Genomic DNA, 26,446 nt, shown 5'->3' with positions numbered 1-26,446 from the left:
ACTAAGATTTTCTACTTGAAATGGCCTTGGCTATTCTTTAACAGTAGAAGCGTTCTTCAAGTAATCCAATGAAGCTTCGCTGATCAATTCATCAGTTGCTTTGGTATAAGCTTGAATTTCGTCATCTGACCAGTCATAGTAGTCAGCCATTTCACTAATAACACCGGCTTCAATATTCTTAATTTCATCGTGGTTGAATAATAGGTTATTTGTACGACGGAATAGATAATCTTCTGGAGTCATAGCCATTTCATTTTCCATTGAATAGTGCAAGCTCAAAGTTTCAGCTAAGTTCAAACCTGGAGCTAATTTAACATTCTTGGCATCAGCAAGGATTTGTTCCATGTTTGAACCAAAGATGTTAGCCATCTTTTCAGCACCAACAGGATCAACTCCTGCAGCAACTGCTTCTTTGGCATAGTTCTTAAGTGCATCTTCAGCGTGATCTGAGTCAAAGTCCCCACCAGAAACTTTGATATTTGCTGAATCCACTGGTTTGTAGTCGCGTGCATATTGTGTATTCATAATTTCGATGATCATCTTCATAGCACCGTCAGCCATCTTACGATAGTCAGTTAATTTACCACCAGCTAAAGTAATTAAGCCGTCGTCAGCGCGTTTCAATGAACTACCTCTAGATACTTGTGAGGCTGTTAGTTTGTGGCTACCAGAATCACTGGCACCTGAAACTACATCTGGTTTTTCTTCTGCTTTTTCATTTACCGGAGCAGGTTCTTCGGCAACAAGAGGTCTTACACCAGCCCAACTTGATTCAACATCGTCAAGTGTAATATGAGCTTCTGGGTACTTCTTGTTGATGATTCTTAACAAGTAGTCAACATCGCTTTGTTCAACCCTAGGATGTGTTAAATCACCCTTAAAGTCAGTATCAGTTGTACCGAAGTATGTCTTACCATCTCTTGGAATTGTAAAGATCATACGACCATCATTTGTACCTGAACCGAAGTATGTTGGCTTTGGAACGTTCAATCTTGATTGATCAACAACTAAGTGAACACCCTTGGTAGGACGCATTTGTGTCTTAGCTTGATCATGTTTTTCGTCCAAGTCTTTAACAAAGTCTGACCATGGACCTGAAGCATTAAGAACAATTTTGGCTTTGATATCAAATTCTTCGCCAGTAATCATATCTTTGACAGTCATCCCACATGCATTGCCAAATTGGTTGTGAAGAACTTTGACAGCCTTCAAACGACTTACCATCAAGCCGCCTAAATCATGAGCCTTCTTAATGTTCTCGATAACTAAACGTGAGTCATTGTTCAAATAATCGAGATAAATCCCACCACCAGCTAAGTTTTCTGGATTCAATTGTGGTTCTAGCTCCAAAACTTGTTCTTTGTTCAAAGTATAGTTAGCGTATTGTTTCAAGTGTTCTGATTTGTTAATGCCGGCCAAGTGATCATATAGATCCATGGCAACTTTAACTGAGAACATTGAGAACGTTGTATCTGGTTCGTCATAAATTGGTAGCAACATTGGATCTGGTCTTGTTACGTGCGGTGCGACATGTTGAATAATTGCACGTTCTTGAACCGTCTCAGAGACAACCTCAACATCAAAGTTCTTAAGGTATCTAATACCACCGTGAACTAGTCGTGTCGATCTCGATGAAGTCCCAGCTCCAAAGTCTTGCATATCGATCAAGGCTGTTCTCATACCAGCAGCGCTAGCTTGTAGAGCAACACCTGCTCCGGTAATACCACCACCAACGATTAATAAATCAAGTCTTCTAGTTTTTAATTTTTTTATTTCTTCTGCTCTACTCTTAATTGAAAATGTCATAAGTTCGTCCCTCGTTACTACGCAATAGATAACCAATTTGATTATCTTGACTGCATTCTAATTTTTGAAACTTTGTGCTGACTTAATAGCACTTTGCCAGCCTGTGTATAGGTGTTCACGTTCGTCAGCACCCATAGCTGGTTTGAAAATTTTACCTGGAGAATGAATTGTCTTTAATTCATCGATATTCTTCCAATAACCAACACTCAATCCGGCTAAGAAGGCTGCACCAAGAGCGGTTGTTTCAAGATTGGCTGAACGATCGATTTCAGTATTTAGAATATCTGCTTGGAATTGCATCAAATAATCATTATTTGCTGCCCCACCATCAACTTTCAATTTAGCAATATCAATACCCGAATCAATCTTCATCGTATCAATGACATCACGACTTTGATAAGCCAAGGATTGTAGAGTTGCTTTAATGAAGTCTTCACGTGTTGTACCACGAGTTAATCCAAAGACAGCACCTCTGACGTTTGAGTCCCAATATGGAGCGCCTAAACCGGTAAAGGCTGGTACTACATAAACTTCATTGTCATTATCTGATTTTTCAGCAGCGGCTTGTGATTCTGAAGCATGTTCGAATAAACGCATTCCGTCTCGCAACCATTGAATGGCTGATCCAGCTACATAAATACTTCCTTCAAGCGCATAGTTCATCTTGCCATCGACACAGTAACCAATTGTTGTTAGTAAGTTGTTAGCTGATAATTTTGGAGTATCACCGGTATTCATAACAACAAAGGCACCTGTACCGTAAGTATTTTTAACCATACCTGGTTCGAAAGCTAATTGTCCAAATAATGAAGCTTGTTGATCTCCGGCCATACCTGAGATTGGAACTTCACTACCATAAAAGTGATAGTTTGCTGTGTGTCCATAAATTTCTGAATTTGATTTGACTTCTGGGAGCATAACCTTCGGAATGTTTAACATCTTCAAAATGTCTTCGTCCCAGTCCAAATCGTGAATATTAAATAACATCGTACGACTAGCATTTGAGTAATCCGTTACATGTTGTTTCCCACCAGTGAGTTTCCAAACTAACCATGTATCGATAGTTCCGAATAATAACTCACCTTTTTCAGCTCTCTCCTGAGCTCCGGGAACTTGATCCAAAATCCAACGAATCTTTGTTGCTGAGAAGTAAGCATCAATAATCAAGCCTGTCTTCTCATGAATTTGATCCTTGTAACCTTTGCCAATCAACTGATCAGCAATTTTAGAACTTTGACGTGATTGCCAAACAACAGCGTTATAAATTGGTAAGCCCGTCTCTTTATCCCAAATAATTGATGTTTCACGTTGATTAGTAATACCGATACCGCTTATTTGACTAGGTTTAATACCTGATTCAATAAAAGCATCAGCGATAGTTGATAAAACACAATTCCAAATCTCATTGGCATCATGTTCTACCCAACCTGGTTCAGGAAAATACTGTGTAAATTCCTTTTGAGAATCAATCATCTTTTTCCCATCATGATCAAAGATAACTGCTCTAGTACTTGTCGTACCCTCATCAATTGATAAAATATATTTTTTTTCTGTCATTTTAACCTCTCCATATCTGGATTTACGAAAGAGGTGTGACTAGCTTAGTAGTCCCACGATTGCCACCATCCCTTGGCGACAAATACTAAGTTAACTTTTATTAACTCCTAACATAAATCTTTGTTGGTATCCCTATACCAATTCAATTTTTTTGTTAAGAACTTCTTGTGCTTCATCCATTAACTTCTTAACGATTTCTCCAGCTGGTAATGATTCTTTGATTAGACCTGAAACTTGACCACTAAATACTAGTCCATCATCAACATCATCTTTTTGAACGGCATTTCTTAATCCTTCGTTCATAACTGAGTTGAATTCGTCACGTGATACTTGATCTAATTCAAGTTCTGTCAACTTGTTAGCAATGTTGTTCTTGATGATACGTGAAGCATCTTTGATTGTTGCACCAGCAACGATTGTTGAAGTATCAGTAGCATCGATAACTAACTTTCTCCAGTTATCTCCAACAGGACTTTCCTTAGCGATTGAGAAGATTGTTCCACATTGTACGGCTTGTGCACCGGCAACAAAGGCATTTACAACACCACGTCCGTCACCAACACCACCAGCAGCGATTAGAGGAATTGAAACAGCATCAGCAATTTGTGGCCATAGAGTTTGTGATGTTAGAACACCAATGTGTCCTCCACCTTCCATACCTTCGGCAATAACGGCATCGGCACCCATTTCTTCCATCTTCTTAGCAATCTTAACGTTAGGAATAACAGGACAAACTTTGATTCCAGCAGCCTTCAAATCTTTCATGTAAGGTTTAGGTGTACCGGCACCAGTTGTAACAACTTTAACGCCTTCATCGATAACAACTTTAACAACTTCTGGTGTGTTAGGATCCATCAACATCAAGTTAACAGCAAATGTGTTCTTTGTTAGTTTCTTAGCTTTTTGAATTTCTTCTCTTACTTGGTCAGCTGTCTTACCACCAGCAGCGATAATTCCAAGTCCACCACCATTTGATACGGCGGCTGCTAATTCAGCAGTAGCAACTTCTTGCATAGCTCCTTGAACAACTGGGTACTTGATTCCTAAAAGTTCACATACTTTATTCATAATTAAATCCTCCAATAGAAAGTTAAGTGTGAAAAACAAATCCATAAATGTAAGTCATAGGTTAAAAATCAATTTTCATTTACCTAGGCTAAATATTGAAAATCGATCTTGATTTGCAATAAATTTATTTTTGCAATCGTTTACTTATGAAAAACATTTCTTTATCTCTCGAGCGCTCCTACAATTTATATTACAATCGTTCTCAATAATTGCAAATTGCGTTCAATTTTTTACTAATTATTAAATAATCAGAAATGCTGTTTTGTCGGCATTTTGCGAAAATGACTTCTGTAAGCGTTTTCTACTTTTGGGGCTATTTTCGATCTAAAAAAGTCCCCTAATCGCTGTTATATCAACGATATATTGCTATATAACCTATATTTATGGTTATTATGATAAACAGTAAAGACTTTTTTCGCCATTTACTTGTTGATTATTGTTTTAGCTAGTTTAACGCAGTTTTTAGAAAAATAATTAGAGATTATCGACCATATTTTCATAACCAAAGGTTATTGGCCTTATATAGCCTACTTATTGGCTCAAAATAGTGCTAATTTAAACGGTTTCACTATTTAGCTATGGTGTTCAAAATATAAGCTTTTAAATTATCAAATAACGGTTCTCGCATTGAACGCAAAAAATCGTATAATTTAGATATAGTAGTTTGAACGTATTTATAACGTTTTCATTAATCATGATTGCAAGAAATCCATCATGATGGTATTGAACAATTCCTGTTGCTCGGACATAATTATGTGCCCAGAATCAGGAACAATGATAGCCTTGCCGTTTTCACATAACTTAGCTGAGGCTGTCGCATGCTCAGAAGACCAGAATGGACTTTCTTTTCCAGATAGAAAGAGAACTGGAACTTTCAAAGTTTTAATTACATCGCGCCAATCTTGAAAAGCATGATCAAATAGTAAAGGTCGGTTCAATTCGTAATCGAATTTCTTTCCACCTTGAACTGTCTTGACCAATTTATATGTTTCATCATCAATATTGCGATAGGTCGTGTGAACGTGATACATCTGTTCCGCTTCCTCAGGAAAATTATTCCAGTTCAAATCCAATAGACCATATGGCCAAGTTTCATCAGAAATCATCTTGGGTGATTGATCAACACTGATTATTTTATTAATCCGATCATCCCCATATAAGGAACAATATGCCCAGATAGTTGCTGCACCCATAGAATTACCCATCATACTGATCTTATTTATTTTCAAATAATCTAATAACTCAGCAACATCTTTTCCTTGGCGGCTCATTCGTAATCCTTTAGTTGTAGTTTCCGAACGACCGTGATTTCTCCTATCTAAATTAATAACTCGATAATGTTGGCTCAGGAGTTCAACTTGTGAACGCCAAATTTCCTTATAGCCAGCGTAACCAGTCATAATTAAAATAGGTTCTCCTTGGCCGACGTCATCATATTCCAGTCTTACATCATCACTTGTGATAAATTGCATGGTTAGTACCTCAATACTTTCTTAAAATTTTAGGTTGTTTCGTACTTCTGTACGGCCTTTAGTTAATGATTGATTTAGTTTTTCGTATGTGGCCACTACTATAAATTTTCGTTATATTACTGCAACATTCATTGTAAGCGGTTACACATCTATACCACTTGCTACTGTTGCCTTTTGAAAGGGGAAAAGTAATTATGGATATACATCAAATCCAATATTTAATAACTATCGTCGACAACGATTTTAATCTCACAAAGAGTTCACGGGTCCTAAATGTCTCGCAACCCGCACTGAGTAAGCTTATCAGCGAGTTGGAAAATGTTGAGCAAATCCAAATATTCACTCGTGGTAAAGGTAGGATTACCGGATTGACCTCCACTGGTGAGGATCTAATCTCACACGGTCGAACTATCAGTAGAGATTACGATGATTTAATCAAAAGTATTCACGACCGCGCTGATGATAAAACCGGAACTGTCAAACTCGGTATCGCACCAGTCATCATTTCTACTGTCTTCAATCGAGCCATTCCCAAATTCATTCAGGAAAATCCCAAAATTGACTTACAAATAGTCGAAAAAGGTGCTTATGAACTGCAAAAGAAGTTAATCCTACAAGAAATCGATCTGGCAGTGCTAGTTTCACCAGCCACCTACCCATCCGTTCAAGAAAAGAAAATCTATGACGACTCAGTTGCCGTCTGGTTCAACAAAAATCATCGTTTTCATAATTTCAAAGGACCTATTCCTTTCAAAGAAGTGGCCAAAGAAAAAATAGTTACTTTAGATGATAGTTTCATGGTCACTTACCAAATAAACCAAAGGTTCAATCGTAACGATTTACATCCCAACTATTTCTTCAAAACAAGTTCATGGGATTTAATTTTAAACATCTGCTCCGAAATGGACGATGCTGTTGGAATCATAGCTTCACCAATCGGTGGAAATTATTCCGGAACTAACATCGAACATCGTGATATTGATCCAAACTTCCCATGGACAATCAGCATGTGTAGCATCAAAGACGTTTATCAAAATGCCGTTGTGAAATACACAGAAGATTGGTTCATAAATTACTTCAAAGAACACAAAGACCATATCAATGACTAAACATACTATCTCCAATATTGAGAACTAATTCTCAATGCTGGAGATTTTTTCTTATATATATGCAAAAATATTCTAGCCAAAAGGGGAATCTAAGAAAAATAAAAATGTCCAACTCACACAAGTGAATTAGACATTTTTTGTTCTGGCAGAAAAATCAATTTGATCAGTTTGCATTTATATTATTAATTCCATGCCAGGATATTAAACAGTCAATGCTACTTTTTCACCTGGTTGGTTTGTGACATTGCCCATTAATGGTTCTTCAAAGATACGAGGATCCATGTAACGTAAGTCATCACTAATTTCTGGCTTAAAGTCCATGTGATCAAGGATATCCTTTTGTAGATCCATACCAGGTGCAATTTCAATCAACTCAATACCACCATCAACCAACTGGAAGACAGCACGTTCTGTAATATAGTAGACATTTTGTTTGTTTTCATGTGAAACAGGGCCTGAGAAGGTAATTTGTTCAACATTTTCAACAAGTTTATTAAACTTACCTTCTTGAAGAATGTTTAGCTTGCCATCCTTAACTTCTTCCTTTAGACCACCGGCAGTAAATGTTCCGGTAAAGACAACGGTTGGTGTGTTTTGTGTAATATTAACGAAACCACCAGTACCAGCAATCTTAGGTCCAAACTTAGAAACGTTGATGTTACCAAGTTTATCCAATTCAGCAAGTCCTAAGAATGTAATATCGATACCACCACCATCATAGAAATCAAACATGTATGGTTGATCAATTGTTGATTCAGGTGAAATAGCACAACCGAAGTCACCACCACCCATAGGAACACCACCAAATGTTCCGGGTTCAACAGTTGTCGTAACGTTTTCAGCAGCTCCTTCTTCTTTCAAAATCAAAGAAACTGTTTCTGGATATTTACCAATACCATAGTTAACAATGTTGTCATTTTCATTCTTGTACATGGCAGCACGTCTAGCGATAACTTTCTTAGCATCTAGTGGCACGTTAATTGCGCCAGCTGCTTTAACAACGGCTTGGTTAACGTAATCTGGATTGAATTGTGTGTCAGTACTTTGTCTTGTCATCAATTCATTGCTTGTTTCAACAACGTAATCGACCAATAGTCCAGGGATTCTGATATCCTTAGGTTTCATTGAACCCTTCTTCAAAATTCTCTTTACTTGAACAAAGACTTTACCACCGTTATTGTGAGCAGCCATAGCGATTGATGTTGATTCAAGAGTCAATGGTTCGTCATCGAAAGTGATATTACCATCCTCATCAGCATATGTTCCACGTAAAATGGCAACATTTGGCTTTGGAACATCATATGCTAAGTAATCTTCACCCTTAATCTTCATCTTTGAAACTAAATCAGTCTTTTTAGCTGCGTCGTTTAGCTTGCCACCTTCGATGTCTGGATCGACGAATGTTCCAAGGCCAACTCGACTAATTTGAATAGGCTTATGAGCAGCAGAATCACGGAAAATTTGTGACATAACACCTTGAGGGAAGTTATATGCCTCAAAGTCATTGTTTGCAACTAAGGGTTCTAGTTGTGGAGCTAGTGCCCAATGTCCACCAACTAATCTCTTCAACAAACCTTTAGCAGCAAAGTTATTAGTACCTTTATCCTTACCATCACCAATACCTGATGCGTGCCATACTTCTAGGTCCTTAGGATGACCCTCTTTATCAAATCTCTTACGAATATTCTCTAGGATCTCTTCAGCAACATCTGAGCCTAGAAAGCCTTCCAAAGCAATAGTTGCATTATCAGGAATAAGCTCTGCAGCCTTTTCACTGTTAATAAATTGTACAGTCATTAAAAACACCCCATCCTTTTCTAACTCATCGATCACAACTACCTACTGCTTTGAAAGTTATAGGTAAGATGCTATTCGAAAAATATTATGGTCTCAATTTCATTAATTTATCTAAATCTACAGTATCAATGTCAGCCCCTGGTACTTCAAAACCGTTTAGTTGCATGAATTCTCTTCTAAATTCATCGTAACCAGTTAAGGAACTGTTAAAGTTATCTGGTGTAATCTTCTTCATTAATTCAGAAACTTTAGCCTGGATATCCTCGCGTTGCTCCCAAGCATCTGGACGTAGGCGGCCTCTATCATCAGTCTCACGGCGATTTCCGTAAACCATGTCACGGAATAGACGATCTTTGTGCATGATTGGTGTCTCATGTGTTCCCGTTTCTTCTTCAATCTTATAAAGTGCGATACAATACATTGGAAAAATAGGAATAACAACGGATGCCTTAGTAGTTACGGCACGAGATACGGAAATTAGAGCTTCACCATCAATATCTTTGATCTTGTCTTGAATCTTGTGAGATGATGCTTCGGCTGCGTCTTTTGCAGCTCCTAGAGTACCTTCATGATAGAAATCATATGTACTCTTTGGTCCAATATATGAATAAAGAATTGTCTTGAATCCATCAGCCAAAACTCCGGCGGCTTTTAACTCATCAACCCAGATCTCCCAATCTTCGCCACCCATGACGTGTTTCGTAGCTTCTACTTCATCGTCAGTAGCAGGTTCAACTGTTTGTTCAAATAATTTATTCTCTTCTAGATTGATATTTTCACCGGTAACTGATTTACCAACGGTTTTAATCACTGAACGCCACGTTTCGTCGGCATTGTCAGGATTGGTCCGTTTTGGAGCAGCGACAGAATATACTAAGAGATCAATCTTTCCCCCAAAGCTATCCTTAATATATTGAATAACTTGATCCTTCATATCTTGTGCAAAAGCATCGCCAATGAAGTTTTTACCAATCAAGCCTGCTTTTTCTGCTTCTTGACGGAAGTATATGTTGTTATACCAACCGGCAGTTCCGAGCATATTTTCATCGCGTGGTGGTCGTTCAAAGGAAACTCCGATTGTGTCAGCTCCCTGACCAAAAGCTGTTGTAATTCGACTAGCAAGTCCATAACTAGATGATCCCCCAATAATCAAAGCCTTCTTTGCACCTTCATACTTACCTTTTCCTTGTACATAGGAGATTTGATTTAGAATTTCTTGACGGCATCCTTCTGGATTTACTGATCGAGCAACATTACCCTTGAGCTTTTCAGTAATTTTTACCATTGTATCTGACATATTCAACTCCACCTTTATCAACAAATTAATAGAATGAATGAAGTCAATTATTATCTTTTAACATTTGATTGAAAGTACTCGCTGGCGTTTTGAGTTTTCAAATGTTTTTTGATAACTTAAAATGATTTCCCTCATTTTGATCGAAACCTCGATAGCCACATCACATTGTGATATCAATAACTATCTTCACTTGCTAATGTAAGCCTTTACAATTGTTCAAACCAATATTACTTGATTATCAGCGATATAACATTCAGTTATAATCTTGTCATACCAACGATTGAAGCAGTTTAGACTAAAAATAGACAACAAGATATTGCATGTTACAATATCTTGTTGTCTATTAGTAAAAAACCATTCTAGTTTTTGATAATTTTCTAGATAATATTCTTACTTTTTAAATAAAAGACTGTCTTTTCTCCTATATACAGATAAAATTCGATAACCTATAAAATCTTGTCATACTCTCCATAATAAATTCTCAATAGTTTCACAATAGAATTGCATAGTAATCCCTTTATTAGCCATGTATAATTCAAATGTAAGCGTAATCATTGTGAAATTGGAGGAGATTTATTATGACGAATGATAGCTTAACGCTACAGTTACTTGGAGAATTTATTGGGACAATGGTTTTAATCATTCTTGGTGATGGTGTTGTAGCGGCCGTATCACTGAAGAAGTCGAAAGCTGAAGGAGCCGGTTGGATTGCCATAGCACTTGGATGGGGATTGGCAGTTACACTTGGTTTTTATTGTTCAGCATTCTTAAGTCCCGCACACTTGAACCCCGCAGTTACCTTGGGAATGGCAATTGCCGGATTATTCAAATGGTCATACGTAGTACCATATATGATTGCTCAAACATTAGGTGGTTTAGTTGGTGCCGTAATCGTTTGGCTTAACTACTACCCACATTGGAAAGAAACTGATGATCCAGCAGCAATCCTTGGTACATTCGCTACCGGACCAGCAATTCGTGACTATCCAATGAACTTTCTCAGTGAATTTATTGGTACTCTAGTTCTTGTTTTCGCACTTTTAGCATTTACACGTGGAAAGTTCACAGATGGATTAAATCCAATGGTAGTTGGTGTCTTGATTACATCAATTGGTTTCTCACTAGGTGGGACAACCGGTTATGCCATCAACCCTGCCAGAGATTTAGGACCACGTATTGCTCACCAAATTTTGCCAATTGCTAACAAAGGCGAATCAGACTGGGCTTACAGTTGGGTTCCAGTTCTTGGACCTCTAGCTGGTGGTGCAGTTGCCGCTTGGTTGTATATGTTGATTCCTTAATATTTGATTAAAGCCGATTCTTCAGATGAAGGTCGGCTTTTTTGTTTGGGGTCTCTGCCGCCAGTGGGGTGCAAGAATTTTCACCTGATGTGGGACCGGTGCGAGCCACAGTACGGTCTCGCGCCTCGATTTTGAGCCGAGGGTCGCGTCTCAAAAGTCGTCCTGTGTTATAAGGACTTACGTCCTTATAACACACTTCACTACAGGTGAAATTCTTGCACCCCACTGGCTAGTTTATTTATACGCTTGATTGTTATTAGATATAACAGAGTCTCTTAATACACGCGATTAAGGCCCAACATACAAGCATCAAATTATTACACTAACACGGATCCATTAACACCAATTCAATACAAAAAAAGATAGTTCTGCGCTTACTTCGACACACAAAAAGGGCAAGAGTGATGGAGACTGCTGTGGTTATAAATCCACGGCAGGTTCCATTACTCTTGCCCTTAAACTACGGTACTTTTTAGTTGTCTATAGTCCGAAGAAGCCTTTATAAATAAAGATTCCGACAATTGCTCCGACGATTGGAGCGACTACTGGTACCCAACTATAATTCCAATTTGATGATCCTTTGTTTGGCACTGGCATGAATGCATGCACTAGTCTTGGTCCCAAATCACGAGCTGGATTTAAAGCTGGTCCAGTTGGTCCCCCGACTGACATAACTAACGTTGTAATAACTAAACCTACACCGATGTTAGCAATATCAATACTTTGCTTGAAGAACATTCCACGATACAATCCCATAGCTGCGAATACTAGAATTGCTGTACCAATTGCTTCAGTCCAAAAACCGTTCATTGTACTACCGGCTGTATCACCAGTTGAGAATGTAGCGAATATTGCACCCTCGTCTTTAGTACGTTTGTAGTATGGCCAATAAATTACTAAGACTAGTAGTTGACCTACCATAGCACCTAAAAATTGAAAAATAATATATGGTGCAACTTTACCCCAAGGAAAAATCCCTGCGGCTGCTTGTGCAATTGTAATCGCTGGATTCAAATGATTACCAGAGATTGATCCAAACATCATTGCTGGAATCATAACACCTAATCCATATCCGACGGCGATAAAGATCCAACCACCATTGGCTTGGCCGTTTTCCCCATTACCGGTCGTGTCTTTAAGAAATGAGTTAGCAACTGCACCATTTCCGAATAATACCAAAATCATCGTTCCAAAAAACTCTGCTGCGAAGCGTGCGTCCCAAGTTCCGCTCATTGTTAAATACCCCCAAAATAGTTTTACCAAGTCAAAATATAGATCAATACCTTAATCATTAAATGAATTACGACCTCGTAATCAACTTAGCAAACTGAACTATAACGGAGAAATTTAGCCACGTAAATATTGATATTTATTCATGCTTTTAATAACTATATGTTATAGGTCACAATTTTCGCCTGTATGATAGCGTTTACATTATCTTAAAAAGATGAATTTTCACAAAGTTTGGGGGTATAAAAAATTTTTCAGAAATTGAAAAAGCCTTGCTTTCGGCATTCATAATCACCAAATTTCGGACGTAAATTTGCATTTTCAAAATTTACCTTTAGTATTGGTCTCGAAAGTACTTGCTGGTAACAACTTTGAAGGGAAGTTACTAACATGACAGAATTAACAGGTATGAAAGATTTCGAAAACGTATTACTAGAGGCTAACGACGGGATTGCTACTTTATCTATTAACCGTCCAAAATCACTAAACGCTTTGAACTCAGATACATTGGTAGAAATTGGTGAAGCACTAGATGTTGTTAAGAATAATGAAGATGCTATTAAAGTATTGATCGTTACAGGTTCAGGCGATAGATCATTCGTTGCTGGCGCAGATATTTCTCAAATGAGAGACATGAATCCTATTCAAGCCGCTGAACTTTCAAAACTAGCTCACAATTCATTCGGCAAGATCGAAAACTTGAAACAATTTACTATTGCTGCCGTTAACGGTTTCTGTTTAGGTGGAGGTCTTGAATTAGCTTCATCATGTGATATGCGTATTGTTTCAGAAAAAGCTAAGTTCGGACAACCAGAAGTTACTCTTGGTATAGTTCCTGGATTTGGTGGTACACAACGTCTAACACGTCTTGTTGGCCGTGGTAAAGCTAAGGAAATGATTGCTACTGGTACAATGATCAAGGCTGATGAAGCTTACCGTGTTGGTATTGCTGATGAAATTGCTGCTCCTGAAGAATTGATGGACAAAGCAACTGAAATCGCTAAGACAATCATGAAGAATGGTTTGATTGCCGTTGGTATGGCTAAATATGTTATTGACCGTGCCGCTGATTTACCATTGGATACAGCTATCGACTTCGAAACACAAATGTGGGCACAAACATTTGCTACAGAAGATCAAACTGAAGGTATGAGCGCATTCCTTGAGAAACGCCACGCTAAGTTCTCTGGTAAATAAAAAATTTCCACTCCATATAATTATCGCTGAAGAACAGTCCACTTGTTAGGGCTGTTTTTTTGTAGGCTCTATTACCTTTCGTGTATAAGAAATTCCTTTAATTATTGGTGAATTTCTTGTATATAGAAGACAGTTTCTTCTATAATATAGTTGTCATGTGTTCATACAAATAGCGTTAGTAATCTCAGTTGATTACTAGCGCTATTTTCTGTTTATATATGCAGTGGCTCTGAAACGAGTTCCGACAGGGCAACTCCTTCCGCTTTGCATACCTTCCCAAATCATCCGCAAAAAACGCGGATAATTCGTGAAGGTACGCAAATGCTCAGGAGCTGACCGCCCTGTCTCCACTCTCTAATCTTTCTTTGCAGGCATTATCTGTGCTTCACCTTCAGTAACTTTATCCCCATTCTGATTAGTTACAACGGTTGATAATGTTGCAATTTGGAAATGTGCTTTTTGGTCAATCTTTTCGACTGTAACTGTTGCTACAAGTACATCACCGAAATAAACTGGTTTATCAAATCTCAACGATTGATTTAAGTAAATGGCCCCAGGTCCAGGCATTTTTGTGCCTAAACAGGCTGAAATCATACCGGCGGATAACATTCCGTGCGCGATACGTTTATGGAACTGTGTACTCTCGGCAAATTCTTGATCCATATGCATTGGATTATAATCGACCGTTACTTTGGCAAAGGTTTCAACGTCTTCCTCAGTAATACGTTTGGAAACTGAACCACTCATTCCCACCTTTAATTCGCCTTCATAAAGTATCTTATATTCTTTCATCAAAAAGCCTCATATGAAATCTATGTGCCTTATTTCACATACAGCGTAACTTGGAACCGTTTACATTTGAAATATAAAATAATTATAGACTATATAACTAAATGAAATATATATACCTTTACTGTAAAAATTCAGCATAATTATGTAAATTTACATTAGTCAATCTTATGTCTCCTACATATTTCATTAAAATTTGTTCGACATTTTAAGATTTACAAGATTTTGGCTTTTTCCAAAAGCTATACATATTGTAAGCGCAATCTTTATGGTTGACTTCTATAGAATGACACCCAATAATTAAATTGATATATTAAAAATTGGAGGAACATTTATATGAAACAACTTTATATTGGCGACACAAATTGGCAAGCTTCTGCGGTAGCCCTTGGTATCATGCGCATGAACAGCCTGACTCCAGAACAAGCAGCCAAGGATATTGATGTTGCCTACGACAGTGGTATCAACTTTATTGATTCTGCTGACATTTATGGTGGCGGAGATTCTGAAAAAGTTTTCGGTGCTGCATTAAAAAAGAGTAGCGTTAGCCGTGATAAACTTTACATTCAATCAAAGGGTGGCATTATTTCAGGCAAAAGATATGACTTTTCTAAAAAACATATCCTTGATGCCGTTGACGGATCTTTGGAACGACTAGGCGTTGACTACCTAGACTCATTCCTATTACACCGTCCTGACCCATTGATGGAGCCAGAAGAAGTTGCCGAAGCTTTCGATGAACTTCAAAAATCTGGTAAAGTTCGCCACTTTGGTGTTTCAAACTTCAATCCTCAACAATATTTACTCGTTCAAGAAGCTGTTGACCAAAGATTAATGTTCAACCAACTTCAATTCAGCATCATGCACACTGGTATGGTCGATTTCGGTATGCACACAAATATGACTGACACACGTTCAATCAATCACGACGGCGGAATCCTTGAATTTTCAAGACGTATGGGCGTTACAATTCAAGCTTGGTCACCATTCCAATACGGTATGTTTGCCGGAACATTTATCAACAATGACAAGTTCCCAGAATTAAATGAAATTTTACAAAAACTAGCTGACAAATATAACGTAAGCAAGAATGCCATCGCTGCAGCCTGGATTTTAAGACACCCTGCTAACATCCAAGTTATCATTGGAACAATGAATCCTGAGCACATCGCTGACAGTGCCAAAGGTGGAGATATCGAATTAACTAAACAAGAGTGGTACGACGTATACTTCGCAGCAGGCAACGATTTACCTTAGATCTCTCCAGAGCTGAGAGTATTCACTATTTTGATTAATAGTAATATCTAAGTTATTTATGCACGATATATAATTCAATGTATCCTAAATAAATATTGCTAATTAAATACAGTACACAAACACACTAGCCGAAGGGTGCGAGGAAATGAGGTAGCCGTGATAGTGATGTTAGGCCGGCGATTTTCCGGTCTTACATCACAGGACGTCTTTTGAGACGTGATTTTCGGCTCAAAAGCGAGGGTCGAGACCTTGGCTCGAGCCGGTCCCACTGCAACCTCAATTTCCTCGCACCCTTCGGCGGCAACAAATTTTTAAATAAACTCACACAATAGTGAGTTTGTTTTTTTATTCAGTTATATAATATAAGTAAATTTGTAGAAAGGGGATTTCCTTAATATGCCAAAAGTACTAGTAATTTATGCACACCCTGAAACTGCCAAGGGTTCTTCAACACATGAGTTATATAAACACTTTATCAATTCATATACTGCCAAAAATCCTGATGATGAAATTATTGTCCACAATATCTCGGAGTATATGCCCTTCAAATTAGACAAAATTGCGATTTCAATTTATAACAAGAATCTCGCCAAAAGTAAGTTGGATCCCGATGAAGAGCGTTTCAATTATTCACGTCAAAAGTGGGTCAGTGAATTCGTCAACGCCGACAAGTATATTTTCGTCAATCCGATGTACAATCTCTTTATCCCTGCCGAAATGAAGAGATATATCGATATGGTCATGCAAATTGGACATACTTTCCATTACAATTCTGATGGTTTGTCCGTTGGGGATTTGCATGGTAAGAAAGCAATTCATTTGCAGTCCTGTGGTGGCAACTATCATAACAATCTAATTCAAAATGATTCAATGATTTATGATTTAGGCGACCAATATTTACAAACTATGTTGCACATGATGGGCGTAGACGATTATTCAGGTGTCTTCGCTGAAGGTATGGACAAAGATCCGATGCACGCTATCGAAATTTTGGATCATGCTTATGCCAAAGCAGAATTAGCCGGAAAAGAGTTCTAGTAAAATAGAGCTCTTTTTTTAATGCTATACTCAAAGTACAACGTTAAGAATTGAGGTCCATAAATGTCAACTGAACAAGAATCTACTGCTACTGAAGTTATTGAAGCTATGGCCTGGCAAATTGACCACACGAAAAAACAAATTACTTCACTGAAAAAAGCAATCAAAAAAGTCGGTGATGCCAAAATTTTACAAGTTAAAGGCACCCTACTAAAAACTTACGTCAATCAAATTGATGAACAAAAAGGCTATGTGGTTTTACCAGATTACAGCCATTCTGATAAAGACATCACGATTTATTTAGATACCGACAAATCAGTCATGGAAAACGCTGAAGAATATTTCCACCAATATCACCGTGATAAACGTGGACTTGAGACAATCAAGAACAATTTATCCAAAGCTGAAACGGCGTTACAACAAGAATTACAACGTCAGCACTCATTTGATGCCGAAGACACCGAACAAGCTAAATTAGTTAAGCAACAATTAATTGATGAAGATGCTATCAAAACTAAAGTTCTACATTCATCAAAGGCACCTGAGCCAGCTCACCCTCGCCGCTTCTATACGACCGACAACGTTCTAGTTGAAGTTGGTAAAAACAGCGTTCAAAACGACCATCTAACACTCACTGCCAAAAAAGATTATTACTGGATGCATGTCAGTGAATTAGCTGGATCACACGTGGTCGTTCACAGCGTTAACCCAAGTGAACAGACACTGCTTGAGGCGGCTAGTTTAGCTGCTTATTACAGTAAGGGCCGCGGTTTGAAACAAGTCCCAGTTGATGTTTTGAAAGTTCGTCAGTTACATAAACCAAAGGGTGCTAAACCAGGATTAGTTTTATTTACCGGTAAAGCAGATACGCTGACTGTTTATCCTGACGGTGAAATGGCTGAGAAATTGGCCGAAAAAAATAGTTAACCCTAAAATCATTATCTGCGTTCCAATACAGATGATGATTTTTTAGATTAACATTATGTATATACTTGATAATTGATTGTTACAATTGCATGGATCTATAATTTCAATGAAAATTAATAGTTTACTCAAAAGCATTTTACCCATTCACCATCAATTTAAGAAGATGATTATAGTGAACAAAAATCTAGTTATTACCTTAAAGTTCATTTTATTCTTGATGGCTCTGTTAGAACTTTATTTTCTTATGACAAATAGTAAATTTCTGACTTCGTTTACTCCGATAATTCTGATATCAGTTATCGTGTTTAACTTCATAAGAAAGAATAATGATAAACATGGTCAATTATAATGTCCTTAAAATAAATACCCTCGATAGTCAAACTAGACTGTCGAGGGTATTATTCTAAACTATTCTGAGTATTTCAAAAAGTCATTGTATCCAAAAACAAATGCTTCTATCAATACAAAAAATGTTGAAGTGGTCCTTAACCACCAATCTTCTGTATTAGGACTTCTTGAGCTTCTGGAATATAAATTAAAATCGCAGTTCTGAGAAAGCCAGTTGCTATGATAATTGGTTATAGAAAGAGTTTTACTCTGTCTTTGTTTAATCTTTTGGACAACCTCTTCTAAGTTTTTATTTTCACCGGAAAGAGACAAGATTATCAAAAAGTCATTTTCATTCAAAGTTTCTATCATCCGTTGAAATTCTGAAGAATGTTTATTTCCCGGTATTAATCCCGAATCCTTCCCACTTAACATTAGCATGCGTTGTAACTCCAAAGCCTGGTTCTGTTGTGTCACTCCAGTAGCAATCATCATTACCCGATTGGCTTTGAGTATTGATTTATAAATAGGAATCCACTTAGTACTATCTAAAGATCCAATCAACATCTCGGTATCAGATTTAACTTGTCCAAAAAAACTATAATTAGCATTTTCCTGAATATCGCCATCATCCCATTTAATAAAGTTTCGCATTTCAGTATATCCAGTGAACCCAATTTTCTGGCAAAATCTTATCACTGAAGATTTCGATGATAAACTTTCTCTAGCAAAATCCAGAATTCCCATAGAAGAAACCTTCTCACGGTTCTTTAGAATATAACTGCACATCCCTTTTTCGGTCGTACTGAATTCATCATAATGTGTATCAATTATTTCTTCTAATTTCATCTGAGTAGGCCCCTTATAATTATTAATTTAAAGAAAATAAATTCTTACAATTATAAGTCTAACTTAATTCTGGCCAATATTCCTTGTTTGCTTCTTGTAAATCATCAAGAATCAATTTAGCAACACCTGCACTTGGAACTGTTGCCGACAAAGTCAAAGCTTTCCACAATTTTTGATATGATTTTTCCATGTAAGCTTGGACGACCAATTTTTCAACTGAGACTTGTTGTTCAATCATTCCCTTTTGGAATGTTGGAATCTTACCCATTGCTAATGGTTCATAACCTCTTTTACTTACAATACAAGGAACCTCAACCATCGCATCATTTTCAATATTAGCAATTGCACCATTATTTTCAACAATTAATAACATTCTCTCGTGCGTGTTATAGGATAATGCTCCCGCAAGCTGAACGATAAATTCAGCATGTTCACCGGCTTCCAATGTTGTATCTTCAGCAGTTCCTTTAGATGTAATATTTCTACATTCTGTAAAGACATTTTTTTCACGGTTTTCCATAACTTCATTAGCTCTAGTATGATTTGGATCAGTGTGCTTTACAACATAGTCTGGATATAGGTAATACTTAAGATATGTATTTGGTAATGTATCTGGATCAACCGCATAAATATCTTTTGCCTTAGTGAACGTATCCATCCAGCTTTGTTCCATCAACAATGGATTATCGTTTCCTGAGGTATCTGGACCATAACCATACTCCTTAACATGTTCTTTCAATTTAGGCATTAAATCATTGCCATCTTTATCAAGAATCTCTGTCCACCAACCATAATGATTTAGACCATAGTAGCGATCAACAATATCGTTTCCACTCTTCAATCCAACAATATCAGCCATGCCTTGCTTGATTGCAACTGGCATATCACAAATATTAATAATCTTGGCATTTGGTCGCATTACCCGTGTAGCTTCAGCAACTATTGAGGCTGGATTGGAGTAATTTAACATCCACGCATTGGGAGAATATTCCTCCATATAATCAATCAATTCAACAACACCTGTAATTGATCTCATACCGTAGGCGATCCCACCAGGACCACATGTTTCTTGTCCAACAACGTCATATTTCATTGGAATTTTTTCATCCATTTCACGCATCTTCAGGCCACCTTGACGAATGTGAGCCATTACAAAATCGACATCTTTGAAAGCAACCTCTGGATCAGTTGTTGCAACAAATTCAATTTCAGGTGCACGTTCACGAATAATGATTTCACAAGCATCGGCAACAACTTTTTGACGTTCAAAATCATTATCATAAAATTTAAGAGATTTTAATGGGAATTTATCTTGATTATTAATTAACATCATTACAATTCCGGCAGTGTAAGTACTTCCTCCACCTGCAATAACAACTGATTTTTTTTCTAACATTTTAAGTCACCCTTTTTCTTTCTTTGTTGATTATTACCTTAAATTACTCAGTAACCGTTTACAATACATCCGAGAACTACTGATACATAGGTATCATACGTTGGACCTTATTCCATACCTAATTCTTCAGCCATTTCTTCTCGAATTGTTTGCACACCCATTCCCATAACAACTTGGACATTATTCTTATCAATAATTACCCCTTTTTGACCTGGGAATAATTTAATTTTTTCTTGATTTATCTTTTCTTGATCTAAAACATCAATTCTTAAACGTGTAAAACAATTATTTAATGTTTCAATATTTTCTCTGCCACCTAGTCCTTCAACTAATGTGTCAAATTTAGAACCATTATTTGATGACATTGCTACAGTTGGTTGCATTGTATTTACATCAGCAGCTCCAACACCGGCAACCGCTAAATCAGGAATATCTTCACGACCAGGTGTCTTTAGATCTAATTTCTTAATTAAGAATACAAATGAGAAGTACCAAACCGCTGACATAACTAGGCCAAAGATAATAAACCAATGGACTTTTGTTAATGATGGGCTAAACACTGCATTAGAAACTGTGGTATCAATTACTCCATCCTTTACAAATGTTCTAATTCCAAACTGCCATAATAGAGCTTCTGATAAGCCCGCTAGTACACTGTGTAGGAACCATAATTGTGGTGCTGCAAATAGATATGCAAAATCTAGTGGTTCAGTAATACCTGCGACAGTACCGACAAATGCTCCAGGTAAAACCATCCCTTTGATTTCATCTTGTCGATTCTTATTTGCCATATGAATAATAGCTAAGGCAATTGGAATACATGCAAAAATCTTTGAAAATCCGAAGAAAGCAAATCGGATTGATGGGTCTAATGATGTGATACTACCAACATTAGCCATTTCCGCGTAGAAAATATTTACAGCCCCTGTATAAACCTTGCCTGCAATAGTTGCTGTTCCACCAATTGCTGTGAAACAGAATGGCATCCATAACAGATGGTGTAATCCAGTTGGAATCAAGAAACGATTACCAAAGCCATACAGAAAGACACCAATTGCCCCGGCACCTAAAATGAAATTCGAAGTACTATTAATCCCTTTATTGATGACAGGCCATACATAACAAAGACTAATTGCTAATGCCAGCGTCACAGGAATCATAACGATAAAGGCCAATCTTGGACCTCCATAAATACTAAAAACATCAATAAATTTCTTTTCACCAAACTTATTGTGAATAAATGCCGTTAAAATACCCAACAACATACCTAAAAATACGTTCATATCAACTACTTGAAATCCTAAAACTAAATTTTGACCAGTTCCATATAATCCAACGGCTCCTTCTTTTGCCAACATATGTTGAGAAGATAGCCACGCATTATTAGCAGCCAAAAACATTAAGAAAACTATCACGGCCAAAACTCCAGCCTCTAATTTGTTCTTTTTTGCCATAGACGATGCAATTGCTACACAAAAAATAATTGATAAATTATTCATCATGGCATCCATCATAGACTTAATCATCGCACCAGTACTTTGAACAAAAGTAGGCATAAATTCTAGTTGCATTAGGACAGCAAAAGCTAAGAATAATCCCATAACAGCCATGAACTTAATCGGAATGATAGCGGATCTTGAAAATTGTTGCATTCCTTTTTTCATACATCTAATCCTCCTGATTTCGATAGTTAAACTATATCAAAATTTTGATAGCGTTTACATAATTCGCAGATGCTTGGAACCCTGGTCCATCTAATGAAACTAAAAAATGCCTTAAAACCAACTATGGTCTTAAGACATTCCTAATTTCATAACTTTCTTCTAAAATTCTAATCGTTTTTTATACCGCTTTTTTAATTCGTCAGACTCTATTTTTGCCTTCTTCGAAAATTCAATAGCTATTTCACTTGATAATCCAGTATATTTTTCAGGTTTTAGCATACATTCAAGTTCTTCTTTACTAAATGTGTTCCGAAGATATTCATTAGATAATAATACATCTTCATATCCTTCATCTGACTGCTCAGCCTCCATAGCTAATTTATAAATCATTGAATGAGCTTGATCTTTTCCTAACTTTTGCGCAACTTTCATCATAACGTACTCACTATTATCTAGCCCATCATTAATATGTGCATTTTGGTCCATCTTTGTCTTATGAACTTGAAGGCCCCGTGTCAATTCTTCAGTCCTTAGCAACACTTCAGTAACCAATTCCAAGGACTCATTGAGTAGGCCATCAAATAACATATTTGAAGAACTATCGGCCTCAAATGGTCTAGTAGAAGAGTAATAAGCTGAAACAGGGACTGAATATAATTTTTGTGCATTTGCAATAATGCCCTTTGAAAGTTTGGGATTTATTTTATGAGGCATAGTACTACTTCCGATGGTACCATGAAAAAAGGGTTCTGAAACTTCACCGTATTCTTCAATAGAGGTTGCATAAACCTCCTGTGCTATTCGATCACATGATGTTGCTAACAAGCATAAAGCATTCATATATTCTATTTTTTGAGCCGAAATATTGCGTAATGGAATAGGCATTGGTTTCATATCTAGCTTTTTAGCAACTAACCTATTAATTTTAGGTCCGTACTCTCCCATTGAATTATAGGCCCCAACTGCTCCTCCCATCATTGAATTAAACACTCTTGACTCCAATTCTTGTAATCTATTGATATCATTAAGAAAGTTTTGAATCCAGCCAGCCACCTTAAATCCAAAAGTTATTGGTACTGCGTGTTTTCCATGTGTTCTACCTGGCATTACAGTATTGCTATTACTTGCTGCCAATTTAGCCAAATTATCCAATATTTCTGAAATAACCATCATAAATCGTTTATCTACTTCTCTTATTATTAAAAGTTCACTTGTTTGTTGAATATTTTGCGTGGTTACGCCGTAATGGATGTACTTCCCTGCCTCCCCACAAGTATCAGCAAGTACCTTTACGAAAGGAACAAACCCGTGGCCCACCCTTTCATATATATGTTCCATTTGCTTAAAGTCTAGATTCTCATATTTTGCTTTTTTAGTTATTTCTTTAGCTGCCTTATCTGGTATATAGCCTAGCTCTGCCTGGGACTGTGCCAATATAACTTCGACATAAATCCATGATCGATATTTAGCCTCATCCGTGAAAAAATAACGAACTCCATGATCAAACATCGTTTTTGTTTTTGAATCATACAATGCACCCATAAAACTACTCCCTTTTAAATTTGATAGAAAAAAGACCATACCAATTAAGGTATGATCTCTTTCGTCAACTTAACCTATTTAAATAAGTAGACTTTACTCTCATAAGCTCTTAATTTAGTATCTTCATCGTCTTCATAGTTACTAATTAATAACTTAGCTTCGTTTTGTTTGTAATCACGTGACAAATTCTGATCGGTAAAGTTACTTATAACCAATAAAGTTTCACCATTATAATGACGTTTATAGGCAAATACTTTGTCATCATTAGGATCAAGCAACTCATAATCACCATAAACAATCAAATCACTCTTATGACGCAAATCGATTAGTTTCTTATAATAATAGAAAATAGAATTCTTGTCCGATAAACTATCTCTAGCATTAATCATATCGTAATTTGGATTAAGCTCGAACCATGGCTTTCCGCTTGTAAATCCACCATTCTCACTATTATCCCATTGCATAGGTGTTCTCGCATTATCACGAGACATGTGTGAAAGATATTTCAGCATCGTATCCTTATCAACAATTTTTTCTTCGTCAACAAATTCATGATAAGCATTCAATGATTCCAAATCCTCATATTGTGACAGTTTAGTATAGTGGACATTCGTCATACCTATTTCTTCACCCTCATACACATAAGGTGTTCCTTGCATCATATGTAAAGTGGTTCCCAACATCTTGGCAGCACGGACTCTATATTTAGGCTCATCTGTTCCGAATCGAGAGACTGTTCTTGGTTGATCGTGGTTATTCCAGTACAAGCTATTCCAGCCTTTACCATCTAATGACGTTTCCCACTTACTCAATGACTTTTTCAAATCAACAAGTTTAACCGGTTCATCATTCCATTTAGATAGTCGCTCATCTGGATTAGAAGCCAAATCCACATGGTCAAATTGAAATACCATATTCAACTCATGAGAATCCAACCCTGTATATTTAATAGCATCTTCAGGTGTTGATCCTGGCATTTCACCAACAGTCATCACATCATATTTCGAAAGAACTTTTTTATTCATTTCCTGAAGAAATTCATTTAATCTTGGACCATCAGCAACCACTTTAGCAACGTTAGCATAACGTTCACCTGGTGCTTGTGGACCATCTGGCAATCCTGATGGTTTAGAAATCAAATTAATAACGTCCATTCTAAATCCGTCAACGCCTTTATCTAACCAAAAACGCATTATATCCCAAACTTCATCACGCACTTTAGGATTTTCCCAATTTAAGTCGGGCTGTCCATCAGCAAATAAGTGTAAATAATATTGGCCAGTTTCTTCATCAAATTTCCATGCAGGTCCATTGAAGTAAGATCCCCAGTTATTTGGAGCATGGCCATCAACAGGGTCGCGCCAAACATAATAATCACGATATGGATTATCTTTGGATTTTTTACTCTCCTGGAACCATTTATTCTGATCTGAAGTATGGTTTACCACCAAATCCATCATAATTTTCAAGCCTAAGACATGGGCGCGTTGAAGTAATTTCTCAAAATCATCCATAGTTCCATAATCAGCTTGGATATTGCGATAATCGCTAATATCATACCCATTATCTTTATCTGGTGATTTATAGATTGGGTTTAACCAAATAACATCTGCGCCCAAATCTTTAATATACTCTAACCGACTTGTTAAACCGGGAATATCCCCAACACCATCACCATTACTATCCTGATAACTTCTTGGATAAACCTGATAAACTACTGATTTTTTCCACCAATCATTTTGTGCCATTATTTTTTTGTCCCCCTTTGAGAGCCCTTAATACCAACTCCATTGTAAATAACTTTCTACCTCAAGACAACGCTTACATTACTTATACCGAACTTCCCCCACATCTTCACCGTGACTAACAGCTTTTTCACTGATGTCAGGTACATCGGATATCAAATTCATATTAGTATAAACAACGACTACAACACTATCACGTCCAGAATTTTTAACCGAATCGACATCCATTAACGATAATAGATCGCCTTTATTAATTTCTTGTCCCTGTTTAACTTTACTAATAAATGGTGCACCATTTAGTTCTACAGTATCTAATCCCATATGAACTAACACTTCTAGTCCTTTATCCGTCGTAATACCTAGTGCATGACCCGTAGGGAAAACAGTAGAGACGGTACCACTAATTGGTGAATAGACATTATCATCTGATGGTATTACAGCAAAACCATCTCCCATTAATTTTTCAGAAAATACATCATCCTTTACCTCTGCGAGGGGAATTAGTTTCCCATCAGCAACAGCTACTACCTTATCTTTCTTTTTACCAAATCCAAACATAATTTTCACCTTCCTAGTATCTCTAATGAATTCCCATATTTATTAAAAATAAAGCACTGATTGTGTACAACGGAGTGCATCCAATTAACAAATACATAAAATTCTTATTTAATTTATTATCATTTGATCTTATATCCTTTGATAGATATAAAACGATTATTCCCAAAACGAAGGATATCAAGTTACCAACGGCTAATTGTGCAATTGATAGTACGGTGAAAACATAAACCATACTTTTGCTACTATTCATCAATACGTCTCGTTGGAAAAATAGGACATAGGCAACAATCCAATCTACCAAACAAACAATAAACATAACTGCTGTTATTGGACTTTTATAAAAATATTCTTGTAACCCCATTTGCGCCAAGTTTAGTGCAAATGCAATATATGTGAAAAAGACAATTGGAACAATAGCTAAAACTGCTGTATACATATTCAACGACTTTTTCAAATCATATCTTAAAAATCCAACAAATTTATCCATTAGCCTATTGTTAGTTTTAGTAAACATGAAAAT

At 36.9% G+C, this 26,446-nt stretch carries 21 protein-coding genes; 6 read left to right on the top strand and 15 right to left on the bottom strand.

Annotated elements, in window-relative coordinates; genetic code table 11:
• Window positions 1–30 precede the first annotated feature (30 nt).
• The 4 genes from JP39_RS00230 to JP39_RS00215 all read right to left on the bottom strand — a co-directional run bounded on the left by JP39_RS00230 (window position 31) and on the right by JP39_RS00215 (window position 5,903).
• Window positions 31–1,806: an FAD-dependent oxidoreductase gene (locus JP39_RS00230; RefSeq protein ID WP_041499119.1), complete on the bottom strand. Its 1,776-nt coding sequence runs from the start codon at window positions 1,804–1,806 to the stop codon at window positions 31–33.
• Between the two features lie 57 nt (window positions 1,807–1,863).
• Complete coding sequence (gene glpK, locus JP39_RS00225) at window positions 1,864–3,363, bottom strand: glycerol kinase GlpK (protein ID WP_041499118.1); 1,500 nt, start codon at window positions 3,361–3,363, stop codon at window positions 1,864–1,866.
• A 132-nt stretch (window positions 3,364–3,495) separates the two neighbouring features.
• Complete coding sequence (locus tag JP39_RS00220) at window positions 3,496–4,431, bottom strand: nitronate monooxygenase (protein WP_041499117.1); 936 nt, start codon at window positions 4,429–4,431, stop codon at window positions 3,496–3,498.
• Between the two features lie 692 nt (window positions 4,432–5,123).
• Window positions 5,124–5,903, bottom strand: a complete 780-nt coding sequence (locus JP39_RS00215) for an alpha/beta fold hydrolase (protein ID WP_041499115.1) — start codon at window positions 5,901–5,903, stop codon at window positions 5,124–5,126.
• 194 nt (window positions 5,904–6,097) lie between these two features.
• On the opposite strand from JP39_RS00215, the gene JP39_RS00210 reads away from it, so the two are divergent.
• On the top strand, window positions 6,098–7,012 hold the full coding sequence (locus tag JP39_RS00210; RefSeq protein WP_041499114.1) for a LysR family transcriptional regulator: 915 nt from the start codon (window positions 6,098–6,100) through the stop codon (window positions 7,010–7,012).
• Between the two features lie 201 nt (window positions 7,013–7,213).
• Here the strand turns inward: JP39_RS00210 and JP39_RS00205 are convergent, their stop codons facing one another.
• Complete coding sequence (locus JP39_RS00205) at window positions 7,214–8,809, bottom strand: acyl CoA:acetate/3-ketoacid CoA transferase (protein WP_041499112.1); 1,596 nt, start codon at window positions 8,807–8,809, stop codon at window positions 7,214–7,216.
• An 85-nt stretch (window positions 8,810–8,894) separates the two neighbouring features.
• Window positions 8,895–10,106 (bottom strand): enoyl-ACP reductase FabV, encoded by a 1,212-nt coding sequence (gene fabV / locus JP39_RS00200; protein ID WP_041499111.1) that lies wholly within the window; start codon window positions 10,104–10,106, stop codon window positions 8,895–8,897.
• A 578-nt stretch (window positions 10,107–10,684) separates the two neighbouring features.
• Between fabV and JP39_RS00195 the strand changes: the two genes are divergently transcribed.
• Entirely contained in the window at window positions 10,685–11,407 is a 723-nt protein-coding gene (locus JP39_RS00195) for an MIP/aquaporin family protein (RefSeq protein ID WP_041499110.1), read from the top strand.
• A gap of 480 nt (window positions 11,408–11,887) precedes the next feature.
• Here JP39_RS00195 and JP39_RS00190 read toward each other — a convergent pair whose 3' ends face one another.
• Complete coding sequence (locus JP39_RS00190) at window positions 11,888–12,640, bottom strand: MIP/aquaporin family protein (RefSeq protein ID WP_041499109.1); 753 nt, start codon at window positions 12,638–12,640, stop codon at window positions 11,888–11,890.
• A 387-nt stretch (window positions 12,641–13,027) separates the two neighbouring features.
• On the opposite strand from JP39_RS00190, the gene JP39_RS00185 reads away from it, so the two are divergent.
• Window positions 13,028–13,834: an enoyl-CoA hydratase-related protein gene (locus JP39_RS00185; protein ID WP_211257138.1), complete on the top strand. Its 807-nt coding sequence runs from the start codon at window positions 13,028–13,030 to the stop codon at window positions 13,832–13,834.
• A 354-nt stretch (window positions 13,835–14,188) separates the two neighbouring features.
• Here JP39_RS00185 and JP39_RS00180 read toward each other — a convergent pair whose 3' ends face one another.
• A complete protein-coding gene (locus tag JP39_RS00180; protein ID WP_041499107.1) occupies window positions 14,189–14,626 on the bottom strand; it encodes a MaoC family dehydratase in 438 nt (145 codons plus the stop codon).
• 333 nt (window positions 14,627–14,959) lie between these two features.
• Here JP39_RS00180 and JP39_RS00175 point away from each other — a divergent pair, with 333 nt between their 5' ends.
• The 3 genes from JP39_RS00175 to JP39_RS00165 all read left to right on the top strand — a co-directional run bounded on the left by JP39_RS00175 (window position 14,960) and on the right by JP39_RS00165 (window position 17,845).
• Window positions 14,960–15,880: an aldo/keto reductase gene (locus tag JP39_RS00175; protein ID WP_041499106.1), complete on the top strand. Its 921-nt coding sequence runs from the start codon at window positions 14,960–14,962 to the stop codon at window positions 15,878–15,880.
• A gap of 396 nt (window positions 15,881–16,276) precedes the next feature.
• Window positions 16,277–16,918, top strand: a complete 642-nt coding sequence (locus tag JP39_RS00170) for an FMN-dependent NADH-azoreductase (protein ID WP_041499105.1) — start codon at window positions 16,277–16,279, stop codon at window positions 16,916–16,918.
• A gap of 63 nt (window positions 16,919–16,981) precedes the next feature.
• Window positions 16,982–17,845 (top strand): NFACT RNA binding domain-containing protein, encoded by an 864-nt coding sequence (locus tag JP39_RS00165; RefSeq protein WP_041499104.1) that lies wholly within the window; start codon window positions 16,982–16,984, stop codon window positions 17,843–17,845.
• A 408-nt stretch (window positions 17,846–18,253) separates the two neighbouring features.
• Here the strand turns inward: JP39_RS00165 and JP39_RS00160 are convergent, their stop codons facing one another.
• The 7 genes from JP39_RS00160 to JP39_RS00130 all read right to left on the bottom strand — a co-directional run bounded on the left by JP39_RS00160 (window position 18,254) and on the right by JP39_RS00130 (window position 26,440).
• A complete protein-coding gene (locus JP39_RS00160) occupies window positions 18,254–19,021 on the bottom strand; it encodes a MurR/RpiR family transcriptional regulator (protein WP_041499103.1) in 768 nt (255 codons plus the stop codon).
• A 58-nt stretch (window positions 19,022–19,079) separates the two neighbouring features.
• Window positions 19,080–20,417 carry a 6-phospho-alpha-glucosidase gene (locus JP39_RS00155; protein WP_041499102.1) on the bottom strand — a complete coding sequence of 446 codons (1,338 nt, stop codon included), beginning with the start codon at window positions 20,415–20,417 and terminating at the stop codon, window positions 19,080–19,082.
• 107 nt (window positions 20,418–20,524) lie between these two features.
• Window positions 20,525–22,081, bottom strand: coding sequence for a PTS transporter subunit EIIC (locus tag JP39_RS00150; protein WP_041499100.1), 1,557 nt, complete (start codon window positions 22,079–22,081; stop codon window positions 20,525–20,527).
• Between the two features lie 159 nt (window positions 22,082–22,240).
• The gene (locus JP39_RS00145; RefSeq protein WP_041499099.1) at window positions 22,241–23,623 is read right to left on the bottom strand and encodes a class-II fumarase/aspartase family protein; all 1,383 of its coding nucleotides are present in this window, start codon (window positions 23,621–23,623) and stop codon (window positions 22,241–22,243) included.
• 74 nt (window positions 23,624–23,697) lie between these two features.
• On the bottom strand, window positions 23,698–25,371 hold the full coding sequence (locus JP39_RS00140) for a glycoside hydrolase family 13 protein (RefSeq protein WP_041499097.1): 1,674 nt from the start codon (window positions 25,369–25,371) through the stop codon (window positions 23,698–23,700).
• Between the two features lie 78 nt (window positions 25,372–25,449).
• On the bottom strand, window positions 25,450–25,926 hold the full coding sequence (locus JP39_RS00135) for a PTS sugar transporter subunit IIA (protein ID WP_041499096.1): 477 nt from the start codon (window positions 25,924–25,926) through the stop codon (window positions 25,450–25,452).
• A 22-nt stretch (window positions 25,927–25,948) separates the two neighbouring features.
• Entirely contained in the window at window positions 25,949–26,440 is a 492-nt protein-coding gene (locus JP39_RS00130) for a hypothetical protein (RefSeq protein ID WP_041499095.1), read from the bottom strand.
• Window positions 26,441–26,446 lie beyond the last annotated feature (6 nt).

Origin of the sequence: Companilactobacillus heilongjiangensis (assembly GCF_000831645.3) — a bacterium.
Classification (GTDB): Bacteria; Bacillota; Bacilli; order Lactobacillales; family Lactobacillaceae; genus Companilactobacillus; species Companilactobacillus heilongjiangensis.
This window is presented reverse-complemented; position numbering and strand designations above follow the sequence as displayed.